Source organism: Achromobacter sp. NFACC18-2, assembly GCF_900108985.1.
Lineage (GTDB): Bacteria > Pseudomonadota > Gammaproteobacteria > Burkholderiales > Burkholderiaceae_B > Achromobacter.
On the sequence record NZ_FNYM01000026.1, the window covers coordinates 51,065 to 74,410 of the forward strand.

24 protein-coding genes and 1 tRNA gene are annotated in these 23,346 nt (G+C 65.5%); 9 read left to right on the forward strand and 16 right to left on the reverse strand.

The window, feature by feature from the left end:
• Positions 1 to 100: 100 nt before the first annotated feature.
• The 9 genes from BMW75_RS27925 to BMW75_RS27965 form a co-directional block, all read right to left on the reverse strand.
• Complete coding sequence (locus tag BMW75_RS27925; RefSeq protein ID WP_092582766.1) at positions 101 to 829, reverse strand: Abi-alpha family protein; 729 nt, start codon at positions 827 to 829, stop codon at positions 101 to 103.
• Between the two features lie 161 nt (positions 830 to 990).
• Positions 991 to 1,557 carry a hypothetical protein gene (locus tag BMW75_RS27930; protein ID WP_092582767.1) on the reverse strand — a complete coding sequence of 189 codons (567 nt, stop codon included), beginning with the start codon at positions 1,555 to 1,557 and terminating at the stop codon, positions 991 to 993.
• 170 nt (positions 1,558 to 1,727) lie between these two features.
• Positions 1,728 to 1,804: transfer RNA gene (locus BMW75_RS27935), tRNA-Arg, on the reverse strand.
• A gap of 70 nt (positions 1,805 to 1,874) precedes the next feature.
• On the reverse strand, positions 1,875 to 2,459 hold the full coding sequence (locus BMW75_RS27940) for a helix-turn-helix domain-containing protein (protein ID WP_076515234.1): 585 nt from the start codon (positions 2,457 to 2,459) through the stop codon (positions 1,875 to 1,877).
• Positions 2,460 to 2,485: 26 nt separating this feature from the next.
• Positions 2,486 to 3,778, reverse strand: coding sequence for an NAD(P)/FAD-dependent oxidoreductase (locus BMW75_RS27945; RefSeq protein ID WP_092582768.1), 1,293 nt, complete (start codon positions 3,776 to 3,778; stop codon positions 2,486 to 2,488).
• Between the two features lie 9 nt (positions 3,779 to 3,787).
• Positions 3,788 to 4,477: an amino acid ABC transporter permease gene (locus tag BMW75_RS27950; protein WP_076515237.1), complete on the reverse strand. Its 690-nt coding sequence runs from the start codon at positions 4,475 to 4,477 to the stop codon at positions 3,788 to 3,790.
• Between the two features lie 2 nt (positions 4,478 to 4,479).
• Positions 4,480 to 5,172, reverse strand: a complete 693-nt coding sequence (locus BMW75_RS27955) for an amino acid ABC transporter permease (RefSeq protein ID WP_092582769.1) — start codon at positions 5,170 to 5,172, stop codon at positions 4,480 to 4,482.
• Between the two features lie 18 nt (positions 5,173 to 5,190).
• Positions 5,191 to 5,982, reverse strand: coding sequence for an ABC transporter substrate-binding protein (locus BMW75_RS27960; protein ID WP_076515240.1), 792 nt, complete (start codon positions 5,980 to 5,982; stop codon positions 5,191 to 5,193).
• Between the two features lie 86 nt (positions 5,983 to 6,068).
• On the reverse strand, positions 6,069 to 6,818 hold the full coding sequence (locus tag BMW75_RS27965; RefSeq protein ID WP_092582784.1) for an amino acid ABC transporter ATP-binding protein: 750 nt from the start codon (positions 6,816 to 6,818) through the stop codon (positions 6,069 to 6,071).
• Between the two features lie 224 nt (positions 6,819 to 7,042).
• Here BMW75_RS27965 and BMW75_RS27970 point away from each other — a divergent pair, with 224 nt between their 5' ends.
• The 8 genes from BMW75_RS27970 to cynS all read left to right on the forward strand — a co-directional run bounded on the left by BMW75_RS27970 (position 7,043) and on the right by cynS (position 16,080).
• Complete coding sequence (locus BMW75_RS27970; protein WP_092582770.1) at positions 7,043 to 8,545, forward strand: L-piperidine-6-carboxylate dehydrogenase; 1,503 nt, start codon at positions 7,043 to 7,045, stop codon at positions 8,543 to 8,545.
• Positions 8,546 to 8,733: 188 nt separating this feature from the next.
• The gene (locus tag BMW75_RS27975; RefSeq protein WP_092582771.1) at positions 8,734 to 10,020 is read left to right on the forward strand and encodes a phospholipase A; all 1,287 of its coding nucleotides are present in this window, start codon (positions 8,734 to 8,736) and stop codon (positions 10,018 to 10,020) included.
• Between the two features lie 676 nt (positions 10,021 to 10,696).
• Positions 10,697 to 11,839, forward strand: a complete 1,143-nt coding sequence (locus tag BMW75_RS27980) for a sensor histidine kinase (protein ID WP_076515247.1) — start codon at positions 10,697 to 10,699, stop codon at positions 11,837 to 11,839.
• 13 nt (positions 11,840 to 11,852) lie between these two features.
• Positions 11,853 to 12,491, forward strand: coding sequence for a response regulator (locus tag BMW75_RS27985; protein ID WP_076515249.1), 639 nt, complete (start codon positions 11,853 to 11,855; stop codon positions 12,489 to 12,491).
• Between the two features lie 132 nt (positions 12,492 to 12,623).
• A complete protein-coding gene (locus BMW75_RS27990) occupies positions 12,624 to 13,985 on the forward strand; it encodes a CmpA/NrtA family ABC transporter substrate-binding protein (protein WP_092582772.1) in 1,362 nt (453 codons plus the stop codon).
• On the forward strand, positions 13,985 to 14,827 hold the full coding sequence (gene ntrB / locus BMW75_RS27995) for a nitrate ABC transporter permease (protein WP_092582773.1): 843 nt from the start codon (positions 13,985 to 13,987) through the stop codon (positions 14,825 to 14,827). Before BMW75_RS27990 ends, ntrB begins: the two co-directional genes overlap by 1 nt.
• A 4-nt stretch (positions 14,828 to 14,831) precedes the next feature.
• Complete coding sequence (locus BMW75_RS28000; protein WP_092582774.1) at positions 14,832 to 15,626, forward strand: ABC transporter ATP-binding protein; 795 nt, start codon at positions 14,832 to 14,834, stop codon at positions 15,624 to 15,626.
• A 10-nt stretch (positions 15,627 to 15,636) separates the two neighbouring features.
• Positions 15,637 to 16,080, forward strand: coding sequence for a cyanase (cynS, locus tag BMW75_RS28005; protein ID WP_076521711.1), 444 nt, complete (start codon positions 15,637 to 15,639; stop codon positions 16,078 to 16,080).
• A 33-nt stretch (positions 16,081 to 16,113) separates the two neighbouring features.
• Here the strand turns inward: cynS and pdxK are convergent, their stop codons facing one another.
• The 3 genes from pdxK to BMW75_RS28020 all read right to left on the reverse strand — a co-directional run bounded on the left by pdxK (position 16,114) and on the right by BMW75_RS28020 (position 18,129).
• The gene (gene pdxK, locus BMW75_RS28010; RefSeq protein ID WP_092582775.1) at positions 16,114 to 16,977 is read right to left on the reverse strand and encodes a pyridoxine/pyridoxal/pyridoxamine kinase; all 864 of its coding nucleotides are present in this window, start codon (positions 16,975 to 16,977) and stop codon (positions 16,114 to 16,116) included.
• A gap of 149 nt (positions 16,978 to 17,126) precedes the next feature.
• The gene (locus BMW75_RS28015) at positions 17,127 to 17,492 is read right to left on the reverse strand and encodes a cupin domain-containing protein (RefSeq protein WP_092582776.1); all 366 of its coding nucleotides are present in this window, start codon (positions 17,490 to 17,492) and stop codon (positions 17,127 to 17,129) included.
• An 82-nt stretch (positions 17,493 to 17,574) separates the two neighbouring features.
• A complete protein-coding gene (locus BMW75_RS28020; protein ID WP_076521712.1) occupies positions 17,575 to 18,129 on the reverse strand; it encodes a helix-turn-helix domain-containing protein in 555 nt (184 codons plus the stop codon).
• A 317-nt stretch (positions 18,130 to 18,446) separates the two neighbouring features.
• Between BMW75_RS28020 and BMW75_RS28025 the strand changes: the two genes are divergently transcribed.
• Positions 18,447 to 19,826 (forward strand): amino acid permease, encoded by a 1,380-nt coding sequence (locus BMW75_RS28025; protein ID WP_092582785.1) that lies wholly within the window; start codon positions 18,447 to 18,449, stop codon positions 19,824 to 19,826.
• A gap of 53 nt (positions 19,827 to 19,879) precedes the next feature.
• Here BMW75_RS28025 and BMW75_RS28030 read toward each other — a convergent pair whose 3' ends face one another.
• The 4 genes from BMW75_RS28030 to BMW75_RS28045 all read right to left on the reverse strand — a co-directional run.
• Positions 19,880 to 20,662: an aldolase gene (locus tag BMW75_RS28030; RefSeq protein WP_092582777.1), complete on the reverse strand. Its 783-nt coding sequence runs from the start codon at positions 20,660 to 20,662 to the stop codon at positions 19,880 to 19,882.
• 10 nt (positions 20,663 to 20,672) lie between these two features.
• Positions 20,673 to 21,317 carry a glutathione S-transferase family protein gene (locus BMW75_RS28035; RefSeq protein WP_092582778.1) on the reverse strand — a complete coding sequence of 215 codons (645 nt, stop codon included), beginning with the start codon at positions 21,315 to 21,317 and terminating at the stop codon, positions 20,673 to 20,675.
• 28 nt (positions 21,318 to 21,345) lie between these two features.
• Complete coding sequence (locus BMW75_RS28040) at positions 21,346 to 22,308, reverse strand: Bug family tripartite tricarboxylate transporter substrate binding protein (protein WP_092582779.1); 963 nt, start codon at positions 22,306 to 22,308, stop codon at positions 21,346 to 21,348.
• 433 nt (positions 22,309 to 22,741) lie between these two features.
• Positions 22,742 to 23,346 (reverse strand): transposase (locus tag BMW75_RS28045; RefSeq protein ID WP_254792149.1); only part of this gene is annotated, 605 nt, incomplete at its 5' end.

The window sequence follows — 23,346 nt, forward strand, 5'->3', positions numbered from 1 at the left end:
CGCTAGGGTTTTCTGTATAGGCTCGATGGTGGGGCCGTTGATAGCCGTATCCATGCGGGTACAGAAAGCGCGCACGCCAGACCAGCCAACTAAGGCGGACCTAGACATATAGTGCGGTTTGCCCTTCTGCTTTAGACGGCTTTCGGCAAGCAACAACGAAGTCCCTGCCTAGGCGCGTCGAGTTCACAATTCTGAAGTTCTCGCCGCCGCCCCAGGTGAGCCCAAAAGAGACGCAGCCTAAACGCTGTAAATTCGCCAGTGCCCCGCACACCCTATCCGAAGGTTCCGACGAATTTCTGTTCTCCGATGTTGCAACTTCCGCGCGTTCCGGCAGCCAACACGTGAGCACGCCCTCATGCCGTACTCGGTCAAAGGGTAGTGCATAAATCCTGTCCAGAATCTGTGCCTCCAGCCCATCCAATTGCCCGAGTATCTCCACGTATGCGCGCCTTACGTCCATCCCGCTTTCGGCATACCCCGCATTCACAAGCAAGTTAACCCAACGATCTTGTAGCGCGTCGTCTTCCTCAAGGGATGCCCCTTGGAAAAGCGGAATCGCCACTTTCATGGGCACTGGCCGCGTCGGATCGCCGAATCCGCATTGTGCGATCACTTCTTGCGCCCTCTTCATCAAGCGCACCTGCCGGTCCCACCGCATGTACTTCAGCTTGTCCTCGAAAATACCTACACCTTGCTCCAATGGGCCAGCGATGAAACGGGCAATGAACCCGCCAGCATCCCGCGATGCATCGATAAGCTTGCCGGAGGCATCCGCTACGGCCTTCGTAGCTTTCGCAACTTCTTGTGCGGTCTCGTTGTCCGGAATCATGTCAGTTCTTTAGCGTGGATTGCCCACAAGTGTAGGCGCACTGCGGCGGGCGAAATTGGCCGAGTGTGACAAGACTGCGGGGGTTGCCCCTACGGGGGAAACTTGGGCGCCCGCGGGACGTGCTACCCCCGCAGAAAATCGCATCGAATTTCAGCCCGCCTCTACGTAGCTACAAACCTGTAGGCGGCGACAAGCAGCAGGTAAACCAGCACAGACACGCCCAACAGACAAAGTCCTGCTAATACCGCATATAGAATTTTGGGAGGCTTGGCTATCAGTTGGGCCTGCACGTCCTTCACAAGAGCCTCATCGGTCTTGGCTGGCCCATGAACGCTGTCAGCCATGAGCGTGCTCGGGTACATGTAGGAGATAGTTATCCGTTCCTTCGGTGCCAGCACAGGTACCGCAATGTCACCGCCCGGCCCATCTTGCGCCGGTTCCCGCTTGAACTGCACAGGCGGGAAGATCACCACGTTCACTGGCAGCACCCCATGAGAAATGCGCAAGTTGTGCGCTGCCGACCGCCCCACATTCTCGTAAATAACCGCGTGGGTATGAAGCTGAACAAGTTGCCCGTCGTCAAGCCGCTGCCTATGGGTAGAGACATGCACTACGTAACGAATAACTTTAGGCTTCGCAGTCATCAGACGCTTGATCATGGGCCCTAGGATCAGAGCCACGATTGGCGAAGCAATCTTCGCGACACTCTCGAACTCTTCCAACGTCATGCGACTCTCTATTCTTGTCTGATAGTGCGGACGAATATAGTTCAGTGAGAACTAAGAGGGGACGAGTCCGCGAGCACAATTTGGGTGCACGCGCGGCCTATAATTGCACCACCCAGGGATTCTGAACCCGCACCCAGAAGCTCGCAACCCATTGATTTAATTATTATTTCTGGCGCGGCAGGAGGGGCTCGAACCCCCGACCTCAGGCTTAGAAGGCCCGTGCTCTATCCAGCTGAGCTACTGCCGCGCGGTGTGGTGATGCCCGGAAGCTGTCCGGGCGCCGCATTTTACCTTGTTGCGAAGAAAGTAGCTTGCCCCTATTCCTCGCCAATGTCCGTGTGCGTCGACACCCACAAAACAATCGCATCTTCCGGGCTCAGGCTGATCACCCGGTGCCCCATGCGGCTATCTATATAGAAGCTCTCCCCGGCCTTCAGCCTGGCGGGCTCGTAGAACTCGGTGTAGAGCAGGACCTCGCCTTCCAGGACGTAGACGAATTCCTCGCCGCCATGGCGGCTCCAGTCGTGGAACTCGTCGAAGGAGCGGGCCTTGACGCGGGTGTGGAACGGCATCATGCGCTTGTGCGACAGCGCGGTGCACAGCAGGCGGTGGTCGTAGTACGGGGTTTCGTACTGGCGCCCTTCCCCCTGGCGGCTCAGGCTGCGGCGGCCGGTGCCCATGTGGGCGTCGGACGCGGTGAAGAGTTCGGCCACGTCCAGGTCCAGGCCCGCGGCGATCTTGATCAGGTTGTCATAGGTGGGAGACAGCAGGCTGTTCTCGATTTTCGACAGCGTCGATGCGGACACGCCGGTGGCTTCGGCCGCCTGCTTGAGGGTCCATGCGCGCGCCTGGCGCAAGGCTCGCAGCCGTTGTGCCAATGCGCTCTGTTTGTTGCCTTGCATCTGTATGCCCTGTCATGCCTGCAATGTCATGCCCGCGATCGACGCTCCCGCCACCAGTCGCGCGCCTGGTAAGACCAATAAGTCAATTGAACCGCCGCCGTGCCCAGGCTGCCTCCGTTCCAGGCCAGCCCGAACGGTTCGAAAAGCCTGTAGCGCTGCGTGTCGCCGGTGATCGCCTCGGCCACGACGCGCCCGCCTATGGAGGTGGTGTTCATGCCGTGGCCGCCGAACGCCGTGCAATACCAGACGCCGGGGCCCAGCAGGCCGATCTGCGGCATCAGGTGCCGCGCGTAGGCCATGCGTCCCGACCACGCCGCTTCCACGCGCACCCCCTGCAATTGGGGATAGACGCTGAGCAGTTCGCGGCGCAGGGACTCGGCCAGATCGGGCGGGTCATCGACACGGGTGGTGATTCTACTGCCCCAGCCGATGCGGCCGCCATCGAGGACGCGGTAATAGTTGCCGGCGCGCCGGTCGTCGCCGATGGCGGCGGTGCTGCGGATGGCGTCGCGCACGCGGTCGCCCAGGGGCTCGGTCAGCATGATGTAGGTGGCGATAGGCAGCATCGCGCGGCGCAGGGCCGGTACGACGTCGCCGGTGTAGCCGCCCGTGGCCAGCACCACGGTGGCGGCGTCGATCTGCCCCTGTTCGGTCTTCAGATGCTTGACCGCACCTTCAAGCGTGGCCTGCACGACCGGCGAATCCTCATGGATGCGCACGCCAAGCCGGACGCACTCGCGGGCCAGCGCGCGGGCGTAGTTGAGCGGATGGAAATGAAACGATGCCGGGTCTTCGACGCCCTGGAAGTACACGTCCGAGACGAGCCGCTCCCGGACCTCGCTGCGGGATAGCAACCGCACGTCGCGCCCGAAGTCGCGCTGCTGGCTGTCGCACCACTGGCGCAGGGCGTCGGTGGCCTCGTAGCGCACGACGCGCAGGCGCCCGTCCACCTTGTGCGCATCGGCGATGCGCAGGTCGCGGATGTTGTCGCGGATGATCTCGACGCCTTCCATGGACAGCCGGTAGAGATGGCGGTAGTGGTCTTCGTCGACGTGCTTGCGGATGGCGTCGGCGCCCGCGGAAAACGCCGGGGACACGGAGCCGCCATTGCGGCCCGACGCGCCCCAGGCGATGCGCCGGGCTTCCAGCAGGATGACGTTGCGGCCCCGCCGGGCCAGCTCCAGCGCGGTGGACAGGCCGGCCAGGCCCGCGCCGATCACGCAGACGTCCGCGCTGGCCGCGCCCGCCAGCGGCGGATAGTAGGTCTGGCTGTCGGCGAGCGTGCGCTTGTAGTAGGTGTCGATGTACTCGGAGACCATGGTGTCGGCTCAGTGCAGGCCCGCGCCTTGCAGGCCCCCGGTCAGGCGCTTTTCCAGCCAGTTGGCCAGGCGCAGGAGCGGGTAGCAGTAGATGAAGTAGATGGCGGCGATCATGCCGTAAATAAACAGCGATTTGGCCGGGAAGGTGATGATGAACACTTCGCCCTGTCGGGTCAGTTCCGTGATGCCGACCACCGACAGGATGGCCGTGCTTTTGATCAGCATGACGTAGACGCCGCTCATCGGTTGCACGATCAGCCGCATCGCTTGCGGCAGGATGACCAGCCACAGGATCTGCAAGGGGCGCAGGCCCAGCGTCATCGCGCCTTCCGTCTGGCCGCGCGGCACGGCCTGGATGGCGCCCATGACGATTTCGGCCACATAGCAGGACGTGTAGACCGACAGCGCGACGAACGCCGCCGTGCCGGAATCCCAATGCAGCAGCTCGATGCCGGAACTGGGCAGCACGAAATAGAAGATGTAGAGCTGAACCAGGAACGGCGTGCCGCGCAGGATGTGGATGTACAGGCCCAGCAGTTGGTGCACGCCGCGGATGCGGTAGCTGCGGATCACGCCGATGACAAAGCCCAGCAGCGACCCGGCGATGATGGCCACGAACGAAATCTTCAGCGTTTCCCAAAAGCCCTTGAGCAGGAAAGGCAGCACGACGCCGGCGGTGGAGAGATAGGATTCCAGCATGCTTACCTCGCGTTCCAGGCCGGGCCGGCCAGCCAGAGGCTCACGCCCTTGGACAGCAGCAGCATGACGCAGTAGATCAGCAGGTAGCCCGCCGCGATGGTCAGGAAGGCTTCGTTGGGCACGATGCGCTCGCTGTTCATCTGCACGCCCGCGGCGACCAGTTCGAACACCGTGATCAGCGACAGCAGCGAAGTGTCCTTGATCAGCACGGCCGTCTGGCCCAACAGCGGCGGCAGCGTGTTGGCGAAGGCCTGCGGCAGCACCACGTAGCGCAGGCGCTGCTGATAGTTCATGCCGCAGGCCTTGGCGCCTTCGATCTGGCCGCGCGGCACGGATTCGATGCCCACGCGGATGATTTCGCTCATGTAGGCCGCGTGGTGCAGCGTCATGGCGATGATGCCCAGCGCCATCTCGCTCCAGCCCTTGGCGCCGGGCACGACAAACGGCACCGCGTAATAGACCAGGTAGATCTGCACCAGCAGCGGCGTGGAGCGGACGAACTGCACATAGCCCGCCGCCGGGCGCCACACCACGGCGCGCGACGACATATGGGCAAGCGCCAGCGGCACGCCGGCCAGCACCGACAGCACCAGGCTTGCGCCCGCCGCGATCAGGGTGTTGGCCAGGCCTTCGGCGAATTGGCCCGTGTACTGGCTGACGATGCGCCAGTTATAGAAATCGATCAGCCAGTCCATGGGCGGTCCCGTCTCCGATCAGTGGTCTTTCTTCCAATCGGTCGAGTACCAATATTTCACCTGCTCCGGCAGCGTGTTGTCGGCGGTCTTCAGGGTCTGCCAGTTGTCCAGCCAGAACTTCAGGCGGAACGCGTTGGGGCCGACGGCGAACGCCAGCGGCTCGCGCACCATCACGCCCTCCAGCACCCGCAGGTTGCCGAAGTCGACCAGGAACTGATTGGCGGTGGACAGCGACATGATGCCCGCGTCCAGTCGTCCGCTGGACAGCGCCTGCCCGACCGGGGCGCTGCCGCCCGAGAATTCCTTCAGGGTGGCCTTGGGCAGCATCTTCTTGCCGACTTCGGCGTACGTGCTGGCGCCCAGGGCACCGACGGTCACGCCGTCCTTATTGAGCTCCTGGTAGGTCTTATAGGGAGAATCCTTGGGCACGACGGCGACGGTGTCGGCGTAGAACATGGGCAGCGAGAACAGCACTTGCGCGGCGCGCTGCGGCGTGGGCGTCATGTCGGCGGCCACCATGTCGGCCTTGCCCGACAGCAGCGCCGGCAGCAGGCCCTTCCATTCATAGTCCTGCAGCACCAGCTTCACGCCCAGGTCGTCGGCCATGCGCTTGGCCACTTCGACCGCCAGCCCGGTGCGCTTGCCCGACTTATCCATGAAGCTCATCAGCGGCCCGGACGTCTGCACCGCGACGCGGAGCTCGCCGCGCTTGATGATGTCGGAAAGTTCGTCCGCCTGTGCCGGCAGGGCCACGGTGGCGGCCGCCAGGGCGACGCTGGCCACGCCCAGCCATTGTTTGATTTTCAGCATTGCTAACCCCTTTGGTGATTGGACCCATATCATTCCGGGCAAGGCACATCGCGCCGGCAGCGCCCGGATTAGCCGGACCGGCGGGACTACAGAATCTTCTCCAGGAAGGCGCGGGTGCGCGCCTCTTTGGGGTGGCCGAAGACGTCGTCGGGCGTGCCCATTTCGACGATGCGGCCCGCGTCCATGAAGATCGCGCGGTCGCCCACGTCGCGGGCAAAGCCCATTTCGTGGGTCACGACCGCCATCGTCATGCCATCGCGCGCCAGGGCGCGCATCAATTCGAGAATGCCGCCCACGGTCTCGGGATCGAGCGCCGAGGTGGCCTCGTCAAAGAGCATGAGCTGGGGGTCCATCGCCAACGCGCGCGCGATCGCCACACGCTGCTGCTGGCCGCCGGACAACTGGCTGGGATAGCGGTCGCCGAATTCGGCCATGCCCACGCGGCCCAGCAGTTCGCGCGCGTAGCGCTCGGCGTCGGCGCGGCTGCGCCCGCGCACCACGCGCTGGGGTAGCGCCACGTTGTCGAGCGCGGTACGGTGCTGGAACAGGTTGAAGTGCTGGAACACCATGCCCACGTCGGTGCGCCAGCGGTTGACGTCGGTGGCCGGATCCGTGAGGGACACGCCGTTCACCCGGATCGTGCCGCTGTCGATGCTTTCCAGGCCGTTCAGGGTGCGCAGCAAGGTGCTTTTGCCCGACCCGGACGGACCGACCACGACCATCACCTCGCCGCGCTCGAGCTGGCAATCGATGCCGTCGAGCGCCAGATGCGGGGGGTGCCCGTCGCGCCGATAGGTCTTTTTGACTGCCTGGACAACGAGCAAGGGTTCCGCCACGTATTCACCTTGAAGGTGCAGTGCGCGGCAGGTCCGCATCCCGCGGGGACCGCTGCCGCCAACACTGGCGTTTCACAAGGCGCCGCCACCGGACGCCTCAAAAATATTTCGCATTTCACGTCATAGTTTCGTATAGTAAATTTTTTTCCAGAATCGCCACTTAGGCATAACCCTTAAGCCCCACGCGAAGGCGCTCACTTCGCAAGGCTTTCCAAGGAACCGGCATGGACACTCCCCAAGACATCCTGCGCAATCTCGGACTGAATCCCAGCGCGCTCACCGGCGGCACGCTGATTGCCCGCAGCCCGATCGACGGCGCCGAACTGGCGCAGGTGCACGAACACACGGTGGCCCAGGCCCACGCCGCCATCACCCGCGCCCGCCAGGCCAGCCTGGCATGGCGCGACGTGCCGGCCCCGCGCCGCGGCGAACTGATCCGCCTGTTCGGCGATACGCTGCGCCAGCACAAACAGGAACTCGGCCGCCTGGTCAGCCTGGAAGCCGGCAAAATCGTCGCGGAAGGCGAAGGCGAAGTGCAGGAAATGATCGACATCTGCGATTTCGCCGTGGGCCTGTCGCGCCAGCTCTACGGCCTGACCATCGCCTCCGAGCGCCCCGGCCACCGCATGATGGAAACCTGGCATCCGCTGGGCGTCGTCGGCGTCATCAGCGCCTTCAACTTCCCGGTCGCCGTATGGTCCTGGAACGCCGCGCTGGCGCTCGTTTGCGGCAATGCCGTCGTCTGGAAGCCCTCGGAAAAGACGCCCCTCACCGCGCTCGCCTGCCAGGCCCTGTTCGCGCAGGCCGTGCAACGTTTTGGCGACGCCCCCGCCGGCCTGTCCGAAGTCCTGATCGGCGGCCGCGACATCGGTGAAGCCCTGGTCGACTCGCACACCGTGGCGCTGGTGTCGGCCACCGGCTCCACCCGCATGGGCCGCCAGGTCGGCCCGCGCGTCGCGCAGCGCTTTGGCCGCGTCCTGCTTGAACTGGGCGGCAACAACGCCATCATCGTCGGCCCCACCGCCGACCTGGACATGGCCGCGCGCGGCATCGTCTTCGGCGCCATCGGCACCGCCGGCCAGCGCTGCACCACCACCCGCCGCCTGATCGTCCACGAAAGCGTCGCCGACGAACTGGTCCAGCGCCTGCACAAGGCCTACGCCAGCGCCCCCATCGGCAACCCGCTCGACAGCGGCAACCTCGTCGGCCCCCTGATCGACCGCGCCTCCTTCGACGCCATGCAGGCCGCACTCACGGCCGCCCGCGAGCAAGGCGGCAAGGTCACGGGCGGCGAACGGGTGCTGGCCGACCAATTCCCCGACGCCTGGTACGTGCGCCCGGCCATCGCCGAAATGCCCGGCCAGACCGACGTGGTCTGCCACGAAACCTTCGCGCCCATCCTGTACGTCATGCGCTACCAGGAATTCGGCGACGCGATCGCCATGCAGAACGGCGTGCCGCAAGGCCTGTCGTCGGCCATCTTCACCAACGACCTGCGCGAAGCCGAGACCTTCCTGTCGGCCGCGGGCTCGGACTGCGGCATCGCCAACGTCAACATCGGCACGTCCGGCGCCGAAATCGGCGGCGCCTTCGGCGGCGAAAAGGAAACCGGCGGCGGCCGCGAATCCGGATCGGACGCCTGGCGCAACTACATGCGCCGCGCCACCAACACCATCAACTACTCGCGCAACCTGCCGCTGGCCCAGGGCATCAAGTTCGGCGAATAACCCCGCCCGCCGCCGCACGCGCGGCGGCGCGCAATGCCGCACGCAGTACACATTCAGCCCCGCGCCTTGTCGACAATGCGCGGGGCTGCATTACTTTTTACAGCCCACACATACGATTAGCCTGACTTACAAACTGTTGCCGGGGACGGTGCTACATTTCTTCATCACAAAAACCATACACGTCCCCAATGACCTCCAGCCGTCCCTTCCACCGCACTCTCACTTCCCGCCTCATCGCCGCCGCCCTGGCGCTGGGCGCCGCCGGCTCCGCCGCGGCAGGCGTGTCGTACCGGCTGGACCGTCCCGCCGCGGCGCCCGGCGAAACCATCACCATCGAGGCGGTGTACTTCAATGAAGGCAGCGCCCGCGTCGACTGGCAGGCCCCGCCCGAACTGGTCCTGCAATGGCGCAGCCCGGACGGCCAGATCGTCCGCAGCCTGGCCAAACTCAAGAGCGGCCGCGACAGCTACAGCGTGCCCGTCAACAACTTCGCGCGCATGTCCTGGACCGCCGAAGTGCCCAGCACCGCGCGCGGCCTGCAAGCCGTGTCCATCGAAGGCCAGCCCTCGCTGATGGCACTGGACGCCACCGGCCGCGACAGCGGCACCCTGGCCACCACGCCCGCCCAGACCCCCGTCGTCGACGCCCGCAGCGGCCAGCCCCTCCCGCCGGCCGCCGTCGCCGCGGCGGGGGCCTCGCCCGACGCCGGCCCCGCCCCCGCCGCCAACGTCGAGCAGACCGTCGAACAGGCCGCCTTCGAGAAATTCCGCAGCGCCTTCTCGGCCTACAAGCCCGTCTACTTCGCCGTGGGCACTCGCGGCCTCACCACGGCCCGCTTCCAGATCAGCGCCAAATACCGCCTCATCAGCCCCCGCGGCACTGGCGACTCGTGGCACGACGACTTTTACCTGGGCTACACCCAGACTTCGCTGTGGGACCTGGAAAGCGACTCCAAGCCGTTCATCGACACCACCTTCAACCCGAGCGTCTTCTGGCTTTCCGACGACATCTGGAAATCCGAGAACCAGAACTGGCGCTTCGGCATGAACACCGGCGTCGAGCACGCGTCCAACGGCAAGGACGGCGAGGACTCCCGTTCGCTCAACGACGGCTACATCGAACCGCGCTTCCACTACCGCTTCGACAGCGGCAGCACCCTCACCTTCGCCCCCAAGGTCAAGGCCTACTTCGCCGTCGCCACCGAGAACAGCGACTACTCCCAATACGCCGGCCACGTCGACTGGCAACTGCGCTGGGCCCAGGACGACGGCGCGGTCATTTCCGCCATGTACCGCCAGGGCGACCAGAAGCGCCGCACCACGCAGCTGGACTTCGCGTGGCCCCTGCGCCGCACGTTCCTGAACTGGAACGGCTACCTGCACCTGCAGTACTTCAACGGCTATGGCGAGACGCTGCTGGGCTACAACCAGCGCAATGAAAGCCAGTTCCGCGTCGGCCTGTCGCTGATCCCGTAAGCGCCCAACGCGGCACTCAAACTTCAAATGGAAATCGCCGGCCTCAAACGCCGGCGATTTGCTTTGCGCGGTTGAAACCTGCGGAACGATGTGCGGGACGATGTGCGAGACGGTGTGCGGGACGATGTCAGCCCCCTTGGACTAAAGACACTCGAACGCCAGATAAGGCCGCCCGCGCGGCCGACATCTGGCAGCCCCGCAAGATCTTCCGGCCTTCAACAGACCGAAAAAAGAAGGCCAAGCAAGCCGCCCTCCCCAGCAACCGTCCGCCCTCACACGACGCAGCCCGGTGCGGCGGCGGCCTGGGTGCGCGGGGCGTGTAGATGCGCCCGACGGAATCTGAAGGAACCGCCGAAGGCGGTGACGAAGATGAGGACGGGGCAGTCCGGAGCGAAGGCTCCGGACCGCAATCGTAGCCCCGCGCACCCAGGCCGCCGCCGCGCCGGGCGTCTAAAGAAATCCATCATAGGCCTGCACACAAAAATCCGGACACTCCCAAAGAACCATTCACCGCAGCCAAAAACAAGCCAAATAAAGCAACGAAGGGATTTCCCTCGATCCCATCCGCAACGCCCCCGGCTCCCGTAAACTCCGCGCAAAAGCGCAGCCACAATCCGCGCAACAAGGGAACCCGGTCAATCCCCCCGGGGGTAAAGAAGCACCAACCAAGCCAGTCATGTTCGCCGACCTGAAGCACCTCTCGCACCACGCCGCCTGGCGCCGCCAGCTGGAAATGCTGCTCGAAGCCGCTGGCGAAGGCATCTACGGCATCGACTTGCGCGGCCGCTGCATCTTCATCAACAGCGCCGGCGCCGACATGCTCGGCTACACCCCCGACGAACTCGTCGGCCGCAACATGCACTACCTCATCCACCACTCCCACGCCGACCGCCGCCTCATGCCCGTGCATGACTGCCGCATCTTCAAGGCCTTTCGCGACGGCCGCGGCGAGCGCGCCGACGACGAAGTGCTCTGGCGCCGCGACGGCAGCTGCTTCGACGCCCAATACGCCTCCTACCCCATCCGCAACGACCAGGACGTCGTCGGCGCAGTCGTCACCTTCTCCGACATCACCGCCCGCAAACAGATCGAACGCGAACTCCAGAGCACCCAGGCCCTGCTCGAACGCCGCGTCGGCGAGCGCACCGCCGAACTCAGCGCCGCCCACGAATCCCTGCGCCGCCTGTCCTCCCACCTGAGCACCCTGCGCGAAGAAGAACGCGCCCACATCGCCCGCAACATCCACGACGACCTCGGCGCCTCCTTCACCGCCCTGCAGCTCGACCTGAACTGGCTGCGCCGCCAGCTCGGCGCCGCGCCAGAACTCCAGGCCCATCTGGACCGGATGCTGGACGTCACCCAGACCGCCATGGGCGCCACCCGCCGCATCCTCAACGACCTGCGGCCCGTCGTCCTGGACCACCTCGGCCTCTGGGCCGCCCTCGAAGCCCTGCTGCAAGACCTGCAGACCCGCAGCGGCCTGCAATGCCGCTACCTCTGCCCGCCCGACACCGAAAGCCTGCGCCTGGACCGCAACGCCGAAATCGCCATCTATCGCATCGTCCAGGAACTGCTCACCAACGTGCAGCGTCACGCCCGCGCCCGCAGCGTCAGCGTCAGCGCCGTCTTCGGCGCCGACGGCCTGGTGCTCACCGTCGAAGACGACGGCGTCGGCATGCAGTTGCCCGAAGACCGCCACACCTTCGGCATCCTCGGCATGCGCGAACGCGCCCGCGCCATCGGCGGAGACCTCGCCCTGGACAGCGCCCCCGGCGCCGGCATGCGCGCCCGGCTGCGCCTGAACCCGCTGGCCGCATAAAGGAACCGCCGCCATGGCCTTGAACCTGCTTATCGTCGACGACCACCTCATCATCCGCCGCGGCCTGGCCCGCATCCTAGAAGAAGACCCGCGCGTCGCCCTCGTGCACGAAGCCGCCGATGGCCCCGCCGCCTTGCGCGCCCTGCGCCAGGCCCACTACGACGCCATCGTCCTGGACGTCGCCCTGGGCGAACGCGACGGCCTGGACGTCTTGAAGAGCGTGCGCGCCGACTACCCCGCATTGGGCGTCGTCATGCTGTCCGTCTACCCGGAATCCCAGTTCGCCGTGCGCGCCCTGCGCGCCGGCGCCCACGCCTACCTCAACAAAGGCTGCGAACCCGAAGAGCTGCTGGCCGCCCTGAACAACGCCGCCGCCGGAAAAATGTACGTCACGCCCACGGTCGCCGAACTGCTCGCCCACACCGTCCGGCAGGACAGCTCGCGCCCGCCCCATGAGCTGCTGTCCAACCGTGAATTCCAGGTCCTGCAACTGCTGGTCGCCGGGCGATCGGTCTCGGCCATCGGCGAACAGCTTGCCCTGTCCGTCAACACCATCTCCACCTACCGCAGCCGCATCTTCGAAAAACTCAACGTCCGCACGCTCGTCGAACTGGTCGCCTACGCCAACACGCACCAGTTGGGTGCCATCTGAACCTTCGCGCACTATCGCGGCGCAAGACGCGCACCACGTAGTAGGTCCCCTACACGCGTATCGTTGAACCGGCGATACCGGCCACCGGCGGCCGGCCCCATGATGGCTCCATTCCCGACCGAAGGAGCGACCATGTCCCTTTTCAGCAACCCGTTCGACGCCAACAGCCGCCTCGCGTGCGGCTGCGGCCGCCACGCCTCGCAGGCCGAACACGAGCGCGCCGCGCAGGCCCAGTCACAGGCCAGCGCCACCGACAACGCCGTCGAACAGGCGGTCATGCGCGCCCTGTTCCCGCAGGACGCCCTGCGCCGGCGCTTCCTGCGCGCGGTCGGCAGCGGCACCGCCATGGCCGCCATCGCCTCGATCTTCCCGCTGGCCGCCGCCCGGGAAGCCTTCGCGCAGACCACCGGACCGCTGGAAAAACAGAAGCTCAAGGTCGGCTTCATTCCCATCACCTGCGCCACCCCCATCATCATGGCGCACCCCATGGGCTTCTACGGCAAGCAGGGCCTGGACGTCGAAGTCGTCAAGACCGCCGGCTGGGCGCTGGTCCGCGACAAGGCCATGTCCGGCGAATACGACGCCGCGCACATGCTGTCGCCCATGCCGCTGGCCATCTCCATGGGCGTGGGCGCCAGCCGCGCCGTGCCGTGGACCATGCCCGCCGTCGAAAACATCAACGGCCAGGCCATCACCCTGTCCATGAAGCACAAAGATCGGCGCGACCCGAAGGACTGGAAAGGCTTCAAGTTCGCCGTCCCCTTCGACTACTCCATGCACAACTACCTGTTGCGCTACTACCTGGCCGAGCACGGCCTGGATCCCGACACCGACGTGCAGATCCGCTCCGTCCCGCCGCCCGAAATGGTCGCCAACCTGCGCGCCGACAACATCGACGGCTTCCTCGCCCCGGACCCCGTGAACCAGCGCGCGGTCTACGACGGCGTGGGCTTCATCCACACGCTCTCCAAGACCATCTGGGACGGCCACCCCTGCTGCGCGTTCTCGGCCAGCAAGGAATTCGTCACGAGCATGCCGAACACCTACCAGGCGCTGCTCAAGGCCATCATCGAAGCCACGGCCTATGCCCGCAACCCCGCGAACCGCAAGGAAATCGCCACCGCCATCGCCGCGCCCAACTACCTGAACCAGCCCGTCACGGTCGTCGAGCAGGTCCTGACCGGCACCTACGCCGACGGCCTGGGCAAGGTGCTGACCGATCCCAACCGCATCGACTTCGATCCCATGCCCTGGCAGTCGTTCGCGGTGTGGATCCTGACGCAGATGAAGCGCTGGGGGCAGGTCAAGGGCGACGTCGACTACCAGAAGGTGGCCAGCGAGGTGTTCCTCGCGACCGACGCCGTGCGCCTCATGCGCGAGGCCGGCCTGACCCCGCCGGCGGAAGCCGACAAGACCTTCAGCGTGATGGGCAAGCCCTTCGATCCCAGCCAGCCCGAGGCCTACCTCGCCAGCTTCAAGATCCGGAGGACCTGATGCGGTCCGTGCAACACTGGCGGGCAACCTTTCTGTCGGTTGCCCTGTTCCTGGCGTTCCTGCTGCTGTGGCACGCCGCGACGCGCCCCGATGCGGGCGAGGCAACGGTGGACCCGGCCTACGCGGCGCTGGTCGGCAACGCCGCGGCCAGCGGGTCCAAGACGCCCTTTCCCGGACCCGCCGAGGTGGGCGCGCAGTTGTGGCAGCACATCAAGGACCCCTTCTATGACCGCGGCCCGAACGACAAGGGCATCGGCATCCAGCTGGGCTATTCGGTGGCCCGCGTGCTCGCCGGCTTCGGCCTGGCCGCGCTGGTGGCGATTCCGCTGGGCTTTCTGATTGGCATGTCCAAGACGGTGTACCGCGCGTTCGATCCCTTCATCCAGATACTCAAACCGATCTCGCCGCTGGCCTGGATGCCGCTTGCGCTGTACACGATCCAGGACGCCGACACGTCGGCGATCTTCGTGATCTTTATCTGCTCGCTGTGGCCCATGCTGGTGAACACCGCCTTCGGCGTGGGCGGCGTGCGGCAGGACTGGCTGAACGTCGCCCGCACGCTGGAGGTGCCGCGCCTGCGCACCGCCCTGCAGGTGATCCTGCCGGCCGCGGCGCCCACCATCATGACCGGGATGCGCATTTCCGTCGGCATCGCCTGGCTGGTGATCGTGGCCGCCGAGATGCTGATCGGTGGCACCGGCATCGGCTACTTCGTCTGGAACGAATGGAACAACCTGTCCATCTCCAACATCATCTGCGCCATTTTCTTCATCGGCCTGATCGGCATGCTGCTGGACAACCTGCTGGCGCGCGCCGCCCGCCTGGTCAGCTATCGGGAGTAACGCCATGAGCCAATCTTTCCTGCAAGTGCAAGGGCTGGGCAAGCGCTACCCCGGACGCGACGGCAAACCCCAGCCGCCCGTCTTCGAAAACATCGACTTCCAGATCGACAAGGGCCAGTTCGTCTGCGTCATCGGCCACTCCGGCTGCGGCAAGACCACCATCCTGAACGTGCTGGCCGGCATCGATGAAAGGAACGAAGGCGTCGTCATCATGGACGGCCGCCAGATCGCGGGCCCGTCGCTGGAACGCGGCGTGGTGTTCCAGGCGCACGCGCTGCTGCCCTGGCTGACCGCGCTGCAGAACGTGGAGTTCGGCGTGCGCTCGCGCTGGCCTACCTACAGCCGCGATCAGGTGCGCGGGCACAGCCTGCGCTACCTGGACATGGTGGGACTGACCAAGGCCGCGGGCAAGAAACCCTGCGAGCTCTCGGGCGGCATGAAGCAGCGCGTCGGCATCGCCCGCGCCTTTGCGATCCAGCCCAAGATGCTGTTGCTGGACGAACCCTTCGGCGCGCTCGATGCGCTGACCCGCGGCGCCATCCAGGACGAACTGCGCGCCATCGTCCAGGAAACGCACCAGACCGTCTTCATGATCACCCATGACGTGGACGAGGCCATCCTGCTGTCGGACCGCATCCTGCTCATGAGCGCGGGCCCCTACGCCCGCATCGCGGAGTCCGTCAACGTGGACCTGCCGCGCGACCGCACCCGCGCCAGCCTGCATCACGAACCCCGCTATTACGAAATCCGCAACCATCTCGTCGACTTCCTGGTCGACAAGGCAGCCCAAAAGGAGTGAACCCACCATGATGTCCCGCGCAGAAGTCACCGAACTCGTCGTCACCCGCAAACTGGAAAAAAAGCTCACCTGGAGCGCCATCGCCGAGGCCGTCGGGCAGAGCAAGGAATGGACCGCCGCCGCGTTGCTGGGTCAGATGACCATGACCGAAGAACAGGCGCAGGCCGCCGCCCGCGTGCTGGACCTGCCCGCCGACGCGGTGGTGCAACTGCAGGTCGTCCCGTACAAGGGCTCGCTGCCGACCACCGTTCCCACCGACCCGCTCATCTACCGCTTCTACGAGCTGATCAACGTCTACGGCACCACCTTCAAGGCGCTGATCAACGAAGAGTTCGGCGACGGCATCATGAGCGCCATTGATTTCAAGATGGACCTGTCGCGCGAGCCCGACCCCAAGGGCGACCGCGTGCAGATCGTGATGAGCGGCAAGTTCCTGCCGTACAAGACCTATTGATGCACGGATGGCGGGGCGCGGCCCCGCCGGCCCCTAGCCTTCGGCGGCCAGTTCTTCCCAGCCCAGTTCGCGCGTGCGCTCCAGCGACGCCGTGACTTGCGCCGCCGCCTCGCGCACCGCCTCGATGAGGTCCTGGCCTTTCAGCAGCCGCGAAGCGACGCCCGCCATGAACACGTCGCCCGTGCCGTGCACCGACGGCGGAATCGCGATCTCGGGATGGGTCACCACGGTGGCGTCGTCGCGCGTCACGACCACGAGCTGCAGCGTGCCGGGCGTGGCCGCCATCGGGGCGGCGCTGGTCGCCACGATCCAGCGCGGTCCCCGCGCCATCAGCTCGCGCGCCGCCGCCACCACCTCGTCGACGGACGACAATTGCCGGCCGACCAGCAATTCCAGCTCGAAATGGTTGGGCGTCATGCCCTCGGCCAGCGGCACCAGCAGATCCCGGTACTGCGCCACCAGGCCTTCGTTCACGTAAAGGCCGTCGTTGCGGTCGCCCATGACCGGATCGATGAACACACGCAGCTCGGGACGCGCGGCCCGCACGGCGGAAAGCCATCGGGCCAGCAGGCCCGCCTGCCCCGGCTGGCCGAGATACCCGCAGACCACGGCGCGCGCCACCTGGGTCACGCGCCGGTCGTCCAATCCCTGCAACAAGCCTTCGAACCAGTCCAGCGGCACCGCGCCCCCGTGCAGCGTGGGATAGTGCGGCGTATTGCTCAGCAACACGGTGGGAAGCGCGATCGCGCGCAGGCCCGCCTTGCGGAACACCGGCATCGCGGCGTTGTTGCCGACATAGCCGTACACGACCTGGGATTGGATGGAAACGATGTCCACCTGCGCGGTGCGGGCGGGCAGCGCTGCGCCCGAGGCGGGGGCAGCGGGGATGGCGGTCATACGGGTAGCTCCTGGGGGTTGCTCGTGGCAGGAACGCGGATTTGCTGCGTAGCCTGGCGCGGGGCGGCGCCGGGGTGGCGCCGGATGCGCATCATTCTAGTCCCCGGCAGAAGCCTGGGGCTTGCGTTCCCGCGCCGTCGCCCGGACGCTCAGGCCATCCGGGTAATGAAATAGATCTTCTTGACGAACTGGTCCACCTCCCAGCGGCCCGTATAGCCTTCCGGCATGACGAAGGCCTCGCCGGCCGTCAGTTCATGCACCGTTCCGTCCGGGTCCACCAGGCGGGCCGCGCCTTCGACGATGTAGCCGAACTCGATGTAGCCGGTGGTGTTGGACTGGAACGACCCCGCCGTGCTTTCCCAGACGCCGGCCTCGGCCTTGCCCGCGTTGCCCTCAAACGCCGTCACCGTGCGAAAGGCCGCGTCGCCGGAAATGGGACGGCGGGGCTTGCCGGGCACCGGGTTCTTCATGGGGCCGGCATCGATGCGGACGAGCCGCGATTGATCGTGTTTCATTCCTGGTTCCTGTATGAAATGACGCGGTGGCGCGGCTGGCGAGCCATCGGTGCGCCGCCGGTTTGCGGCCGGTTTGCCGCCGTCAGTGCGCCGCCACCACCAGCACCTCGGCCATCGCACGGCTGACCGTGCGCATGCGGTGCGGCAGCTCTGAATCGAAATAGACGGAATCCCCGGTCTCAAGGCGGAACTGGCGCTCGCCCACGTGCACCTCGATGGCGCCCTTGAGGACCAGCAGGAATTCCTCGCCCGGGTGCGGAAAGACCGCGGCGGCATCGGGGAACTCGCGGGGCGGGTGCACGACGAAAGGCTCCATGGCCTTGACCTTGCGCCGCCCGGCCAGGGATTCGTAGTGGTATTCGCTGCCCAGCCCGCGCCGTTGCAGGGCTTCGCGGTCGGCCACGCGGACCACGCTGACCACTTCGTCCTGCGCGGCGTCGTCGCCGCCGACCAGTTGCGAGACGCCCACGCCATAGGCTTCGGCCAGGCGCAGCACCGTGGAGATCGACGGCTCGCTCAGCCCCCGCTCCAGCTTGGAGAGATAGCTCTTGGTCAATCCCGTGCGCTGGGCAAGCTGTTCCAAAGACAGCGTTTGCTGGCGGCGCAGGGTGCGTAGGCGGTGCGGCAGGTCGATCATGGGCGGGAAAGGCGCAAATAACAACCGGCAAGAATGCCCGAAACCCGCGCCGCCGTCGAGCGGACCGCTGGCGCGCAGCGTCGGCGCGCGCTTTCCCGACATCCCCGTCGTCGCACGGCCAACCCGATCCGCCGCACTTCAATCAGACCGATTCACGGGCATGACAGGACGATTTTGTCCGACCATAGGCGCGTTGGAAATCGAAGCGCAATCACGATGCAGTTCCACGGCCGCACCACCCGGCACAACGGAGAAAACAGTTGGCGAACACCCCGCACACCACCCTGAAAGGCGGCTTGAAATCCCGCCACCTGACCATGATGTCCATCGCCGGCGTCATCGGCGCCGCGCTCTTCGTGGGCTCGGGAAAACAGATCGCGCTGGCCGGACCAGCCGTGATCCTGGCCTACATTGGCGGCGGACTGCTGGTCATCCTGGTGATGCGCATGCTGGGCGAAATGGCCGTCGCCCACCCCGACACGGGCTCGTTCTCCACCTACGCCGACCGCGCCATCGGGCGCTGGGCCGGCTTTACCATCGGCTGGCTGTACTGGTACTTCTGGGCGCTGCTCATGGGCTGGGAGGCCTACGTGGCCGGCCAGATCCTGCACAACTGGTTTCCTTTCGTTCCTGACTGGGGCTATGCCCTGATCGTCACGCTGTCATTGATCGCCGTCAACCTCATGAACGTGCGCAGCTACGGCGAATTCGAGTTCTGGTTCGCCCTGATCAAGGTCTGCGCCATCGTCATCTTCCTGGTCATCGGCAGCCTGGCGATCCTGCATCTCTGGCCATGGGGCCAGGCCCGCGGCTTGTCGCAATTGACCGCCCAGGGATTCATGCCCAATGGCGTCAAGTCCGTGGTCGTCGCGCTGCTGGGCGTCATGTTCGCCTTCATCGGCGCGGAAATCGTGACGGTCGCGGCGGCTGAGTCCGCCAATCCCGCAAAGGAAATCATCCGGACGATCAGGTCGGTGGTCGGGCGCATCTGCCTTTTCTATGTCGGCTCGATCTTCATCGTGGTCTGCCTGGTTCCCTATGACGACCCCATGCTGACCCAGCCCACCCACGGAAGCTACAACGCCACCTTGAGCCTGCTTGGCATCCCGTATGCCCAGGTCATCGTCAATTTCGTGGTGCTGACGTCGGTCTGCAGCTGCTTTAACTCCGCGCTCTATACCGCGTCAAGAATGTTGTATTCGCTGTCGCGTCGCGGCGATGCGCATCGCATCATGCAGACCACCGGCCGCCGCACCGGCGCGCCCTACGTGGGCGTACTGGTCTCCAGCGTGTTCGCGTTCGCGGCCGTCTGGATGATGGCGACCGCCACCATGGATCTCTACGACGTGCTGATGCAGGCCACCGGCACGATCGCACTGCTGGTCTATCTGGTCATCGCCTGTTCGCAATTGCGCATGCGCTACCGCCTGCAGGCCGAGGGCGTGGAGCTGAAGTTCAAGATGTGGCTCTTTCCGTGGCTGACCTATGCGGTGATCGTCTGCATCATCGCGGCCTTGGCCACCATGATTGCGGAAGGCACGTACCGCACCGAAGTGGCCTACACCTCGGCCCTGGCGGGTGTGATCGTCGTCATGGGAATCGCCGCGCAGCGCCTGGGCATCGGTCAGCGCGTCGTCCACGGCGAAAGCAAGGACAAGCCGCCGGCGGGCGCCAACCTGCGGGAATCGCAGGTCTGAGCGCCAGGGCGCGGCATGAACGTCCGGGCGGCGGCGCAGCTGGCCGCCCCGCTTTAGCCGAGAACGTCGGGGTGCGCACGCAACGCGCGGCGCGCGTAATACGAAAATCCCACCTGCGAGCGCTTGGGCGTCAGGATCCAGTCGTGCGCCTCGCGGCCCAGGGCCGGCGGAATCGGCTGGATCTTGCCCGCCGCCATCGCCAGCAACTGCATGCGCGCCGCGCGTTCGAACTGCAGGGCCAGCACGCAGGCTTCTTCCACCGAACCCGCCGCGATCAGCATGCCGTGATGCGACAGCAGAATGGCGCGCTTGTCGCCCAGCGCCGCCGAGATGATCTCACCTTCCTCGTTGCCCACCGGCACGCCGGGCCAGTCCTTCAGAAAGGCCACGTCGTCATACAGCGGGCAGTTGTCCATGTGGGACACCTCCAGCGGCACCTCCAGCATCGACAGGGACGCGACATGCAGCGGGTGCGTGTGGATGATGCAATTAACGTCCGGACGCGCGCGGTAGATCCAGGAATGGAACCGGTTCGCCGGGTTGGGCATCCCGCCGCCTTCCTGGACCCGCAGGTCCTCGTCCACCAGCAGCAGATTGCTCGCGGTGATTTCATCGAAGCCCAGGCCCAGGCGCTGCGTGAAATACCGGTCGGGCTCGGGCGCGCGCGCCGTGATCTGGCCGGCCAGGCCCGAATCATGCCCGCCGTCGAACAGGATCCGGCAGGTCAGCGCCAGCCGCTCGCGCAAGGTCCATTGCGGGGTGTCGAACTGGCGCTGCATCTCGGCCTGCGCGCGCGCGATCAGTTCATCTTTTCCCAGGTGCATCGTATCGGCCATCATGTCTCCGTCATGCCGCTTCCATCAGCGGCGTAAATCCCGGCAAGGCGCGCATGCGCGCCAGCCAGGCAGTGATATGGGCAAAGTCGGACAGGTCATAGCCGCCCTCGTCCGCCATGCTCGTGTAAGGGTACAGCGCGATATCCGCAATGGTCGGCGCCATGCCCACCAGGTAATTCCGGCCCGCCAGATGGGCGTCCATCAGCGCAGCGGCCTTCATCCCGGCAGCGCGCCACGCCACCATCTCCGGATCATCCCGCTTTGCCGTCTGGCGCAGATGGATCAAGAGCCTCGGCTGCGCAAACGCGTGCATGTGCTGCGTCTGCTCGAAGCTCAGCCAGCTTGATACCTGCGCCTGCGCCAGCCGGTCGGCCGGCACCCAAGGGGTGCCCATGCCCAGATACCAGAGAATGGCCTGCGACTCCGCCAGCCAATGCCCCTCCGGCGTCAGCAGCGCGGGCACCTGGCGCCACGGGTTGATGCGCGCGAACGCGTCGGATTCCAGATCGCCCCGGACGATATCGAACGTGCGCCGCGTGAGCCGCAGGCCCATCAGCCCGCAGGCCAACCGGATCTTCCACGCATTGCCCGATCGCAGCGTATCCGCCAGTTCCAGCGGCTTGCCCGCCAAGGGGTGGGACGCCTGAGTCGTCATGCCATGCTCCTTTTCATGAATAGGGTGCCTAGTCCATCCTGATGTTGGCGCGCTTGACGATGTCAGCCCACTTCGCCTTCTCACCGCCGATGAAGCGCTGGTATTCGTCGGGCGTGCCCGTATAGAGCTGCGTGCCCTGCGCCGCGAGCCGCGCCTTCAGGTCGGGCGAGGCCAACGTCTTCTGCAACGCCGCGTTCAGCGCCGCCAACACGTCCGGCGGCGTGCCCGCCGGAGCAAAGAAGGCGTTCCAGGAACTGATCTGCAGGCCGGCGTCGCCCGCCTCCGAGCTGGGAGGCACGCCCGGCGCGGACGGCAACGGCTTGTCCGACGCCACCGCCAGCGCGCGCAGCTTGCCCGAGGCCACATGCGGCATGATCACCGGACTGGCGTCCATCACCACGTCCACCTGCTCGCCGATGGCGGCATTCACGGCCTCGCTGCCGCTCTTGAACGGGACGTGCACGATATCCACGCCCGCGGTCAGCTTCAGCAGCTCCAGCCCCAGATGCGGGGAGCTGGCGTTGCCCGCCGAGCCGAAGTTCAGCTTGGCCGGATTGGCCTTGGCGTACTTGACGAACTCCGCGAACGACGCGGCAGGCACGCCCGCGCGCACGGCCAGCAGATAGGGCGAACCGGACACCATGCCCACCGGCGCGAACTTGTCCGCGTCATAGCTGAGCTTGGCGTAAATCAACGGATTCACCACCTGCGTGCCCACAGTCCCCATGAACAGCGTGTAGCCATCGGCCGGCGCGGTGGCTGCCACCTGCGCCGCAATCACCCCGCCCGCGCCGGGCCGGTTCTCGATCACGATCCCCTGCCCCAACACGTCCCCCATTCCCTTGCCCACCTGGCGCGCCACGATATCCGTGATGCCCCCGGCGCCAAACGGCACCACCAACCGGATCGGCCGCTCCGGAAACGCGGCCTGCGCGCCGCCCGCCATTCCCGCCGCCATCGCCAACGCGGCCACCATGCTCAAAACCTTCATGCCATTCCCCTTGTGTGCGCCGTCGCGGCGCTATGACACAAAGTGTCCTATAGAGCATTGATTTTCCGCAAGGAGAATTTGATTAGGGAAATCCTTGAGCAACAACAATAGAGTTCGCCTTTTTCGTTGAAGTTCGCCTTTTGGTTTTGGTAGGCAACGCCTGCCATTACGTGGACATCGCCCCTTCTTCAGCGCAGATAGGAGCGCCAGGTTGAAGAAGGGCGAATTTCGCATCAGATGCAATTTAATTAGCGCGACAGCCCAAGTCGGCAGATTTGGGATATGCCTGTACGGGCATTGGAGAGGAGACATGGACGTCTCGAGGCACCCGGCCACTAGGAAATGTCAGAGTAGGAAGCGCAGTGCTTTGTGTGGAAGCCCCCTGTGGCAGGTGGCTGCTTTCGGCCGAGGCTGTGTGAAAACTCCTCTCGCCCTAACAACCACAGCGAATTGACCTGAACTCCTCCCGCGTAAACCGGTGGATGGCGCGCTGGCCCGCAGGGCACTGGTACTCATCGTCCTTCGCGATGTAAATGAAGTCCGAACGATCGAAGCGGCCTTCGGCCTTGGCATTGGAAGTCGTGGGTTTGGGCAAGATCGCATCAATACCTGTCTCTGCACATGCCATGATCTGAGGCGCGCTGTAGTAGCCGCGATCGGCAATCGCACGCAGCCGCTTCTTGCCCATCGCCTCCCGCGCGGCTTGTGTCATCGATGCCAAGGAGTCCCTGTCATGTCCTCGGTTCGTCACTTCGTGCGCGACGATCAGATGGTGCTTGGCTTCGACAACCATCTGCACGTTGTAGCCGACCATCCCCGAGCCCCGGCCGCTGGTGGCCATCGAGCGGGCATCCGGGTCCGTCACCGACAGTTGACCGTCTGGACTGTCTTTGAGCCTCTCCTTGACGTCATCCAGCGTGCGCATTTGTTTGCGCAGACGTTCGATCTTGTCATTGAGCCGATTGGTCCTGGCCTCGATCTCGACAGGTTGCGTTCGGTCTGCTGTGTCGAGCGCCGCCAGATAGCGGTGGATGCTCT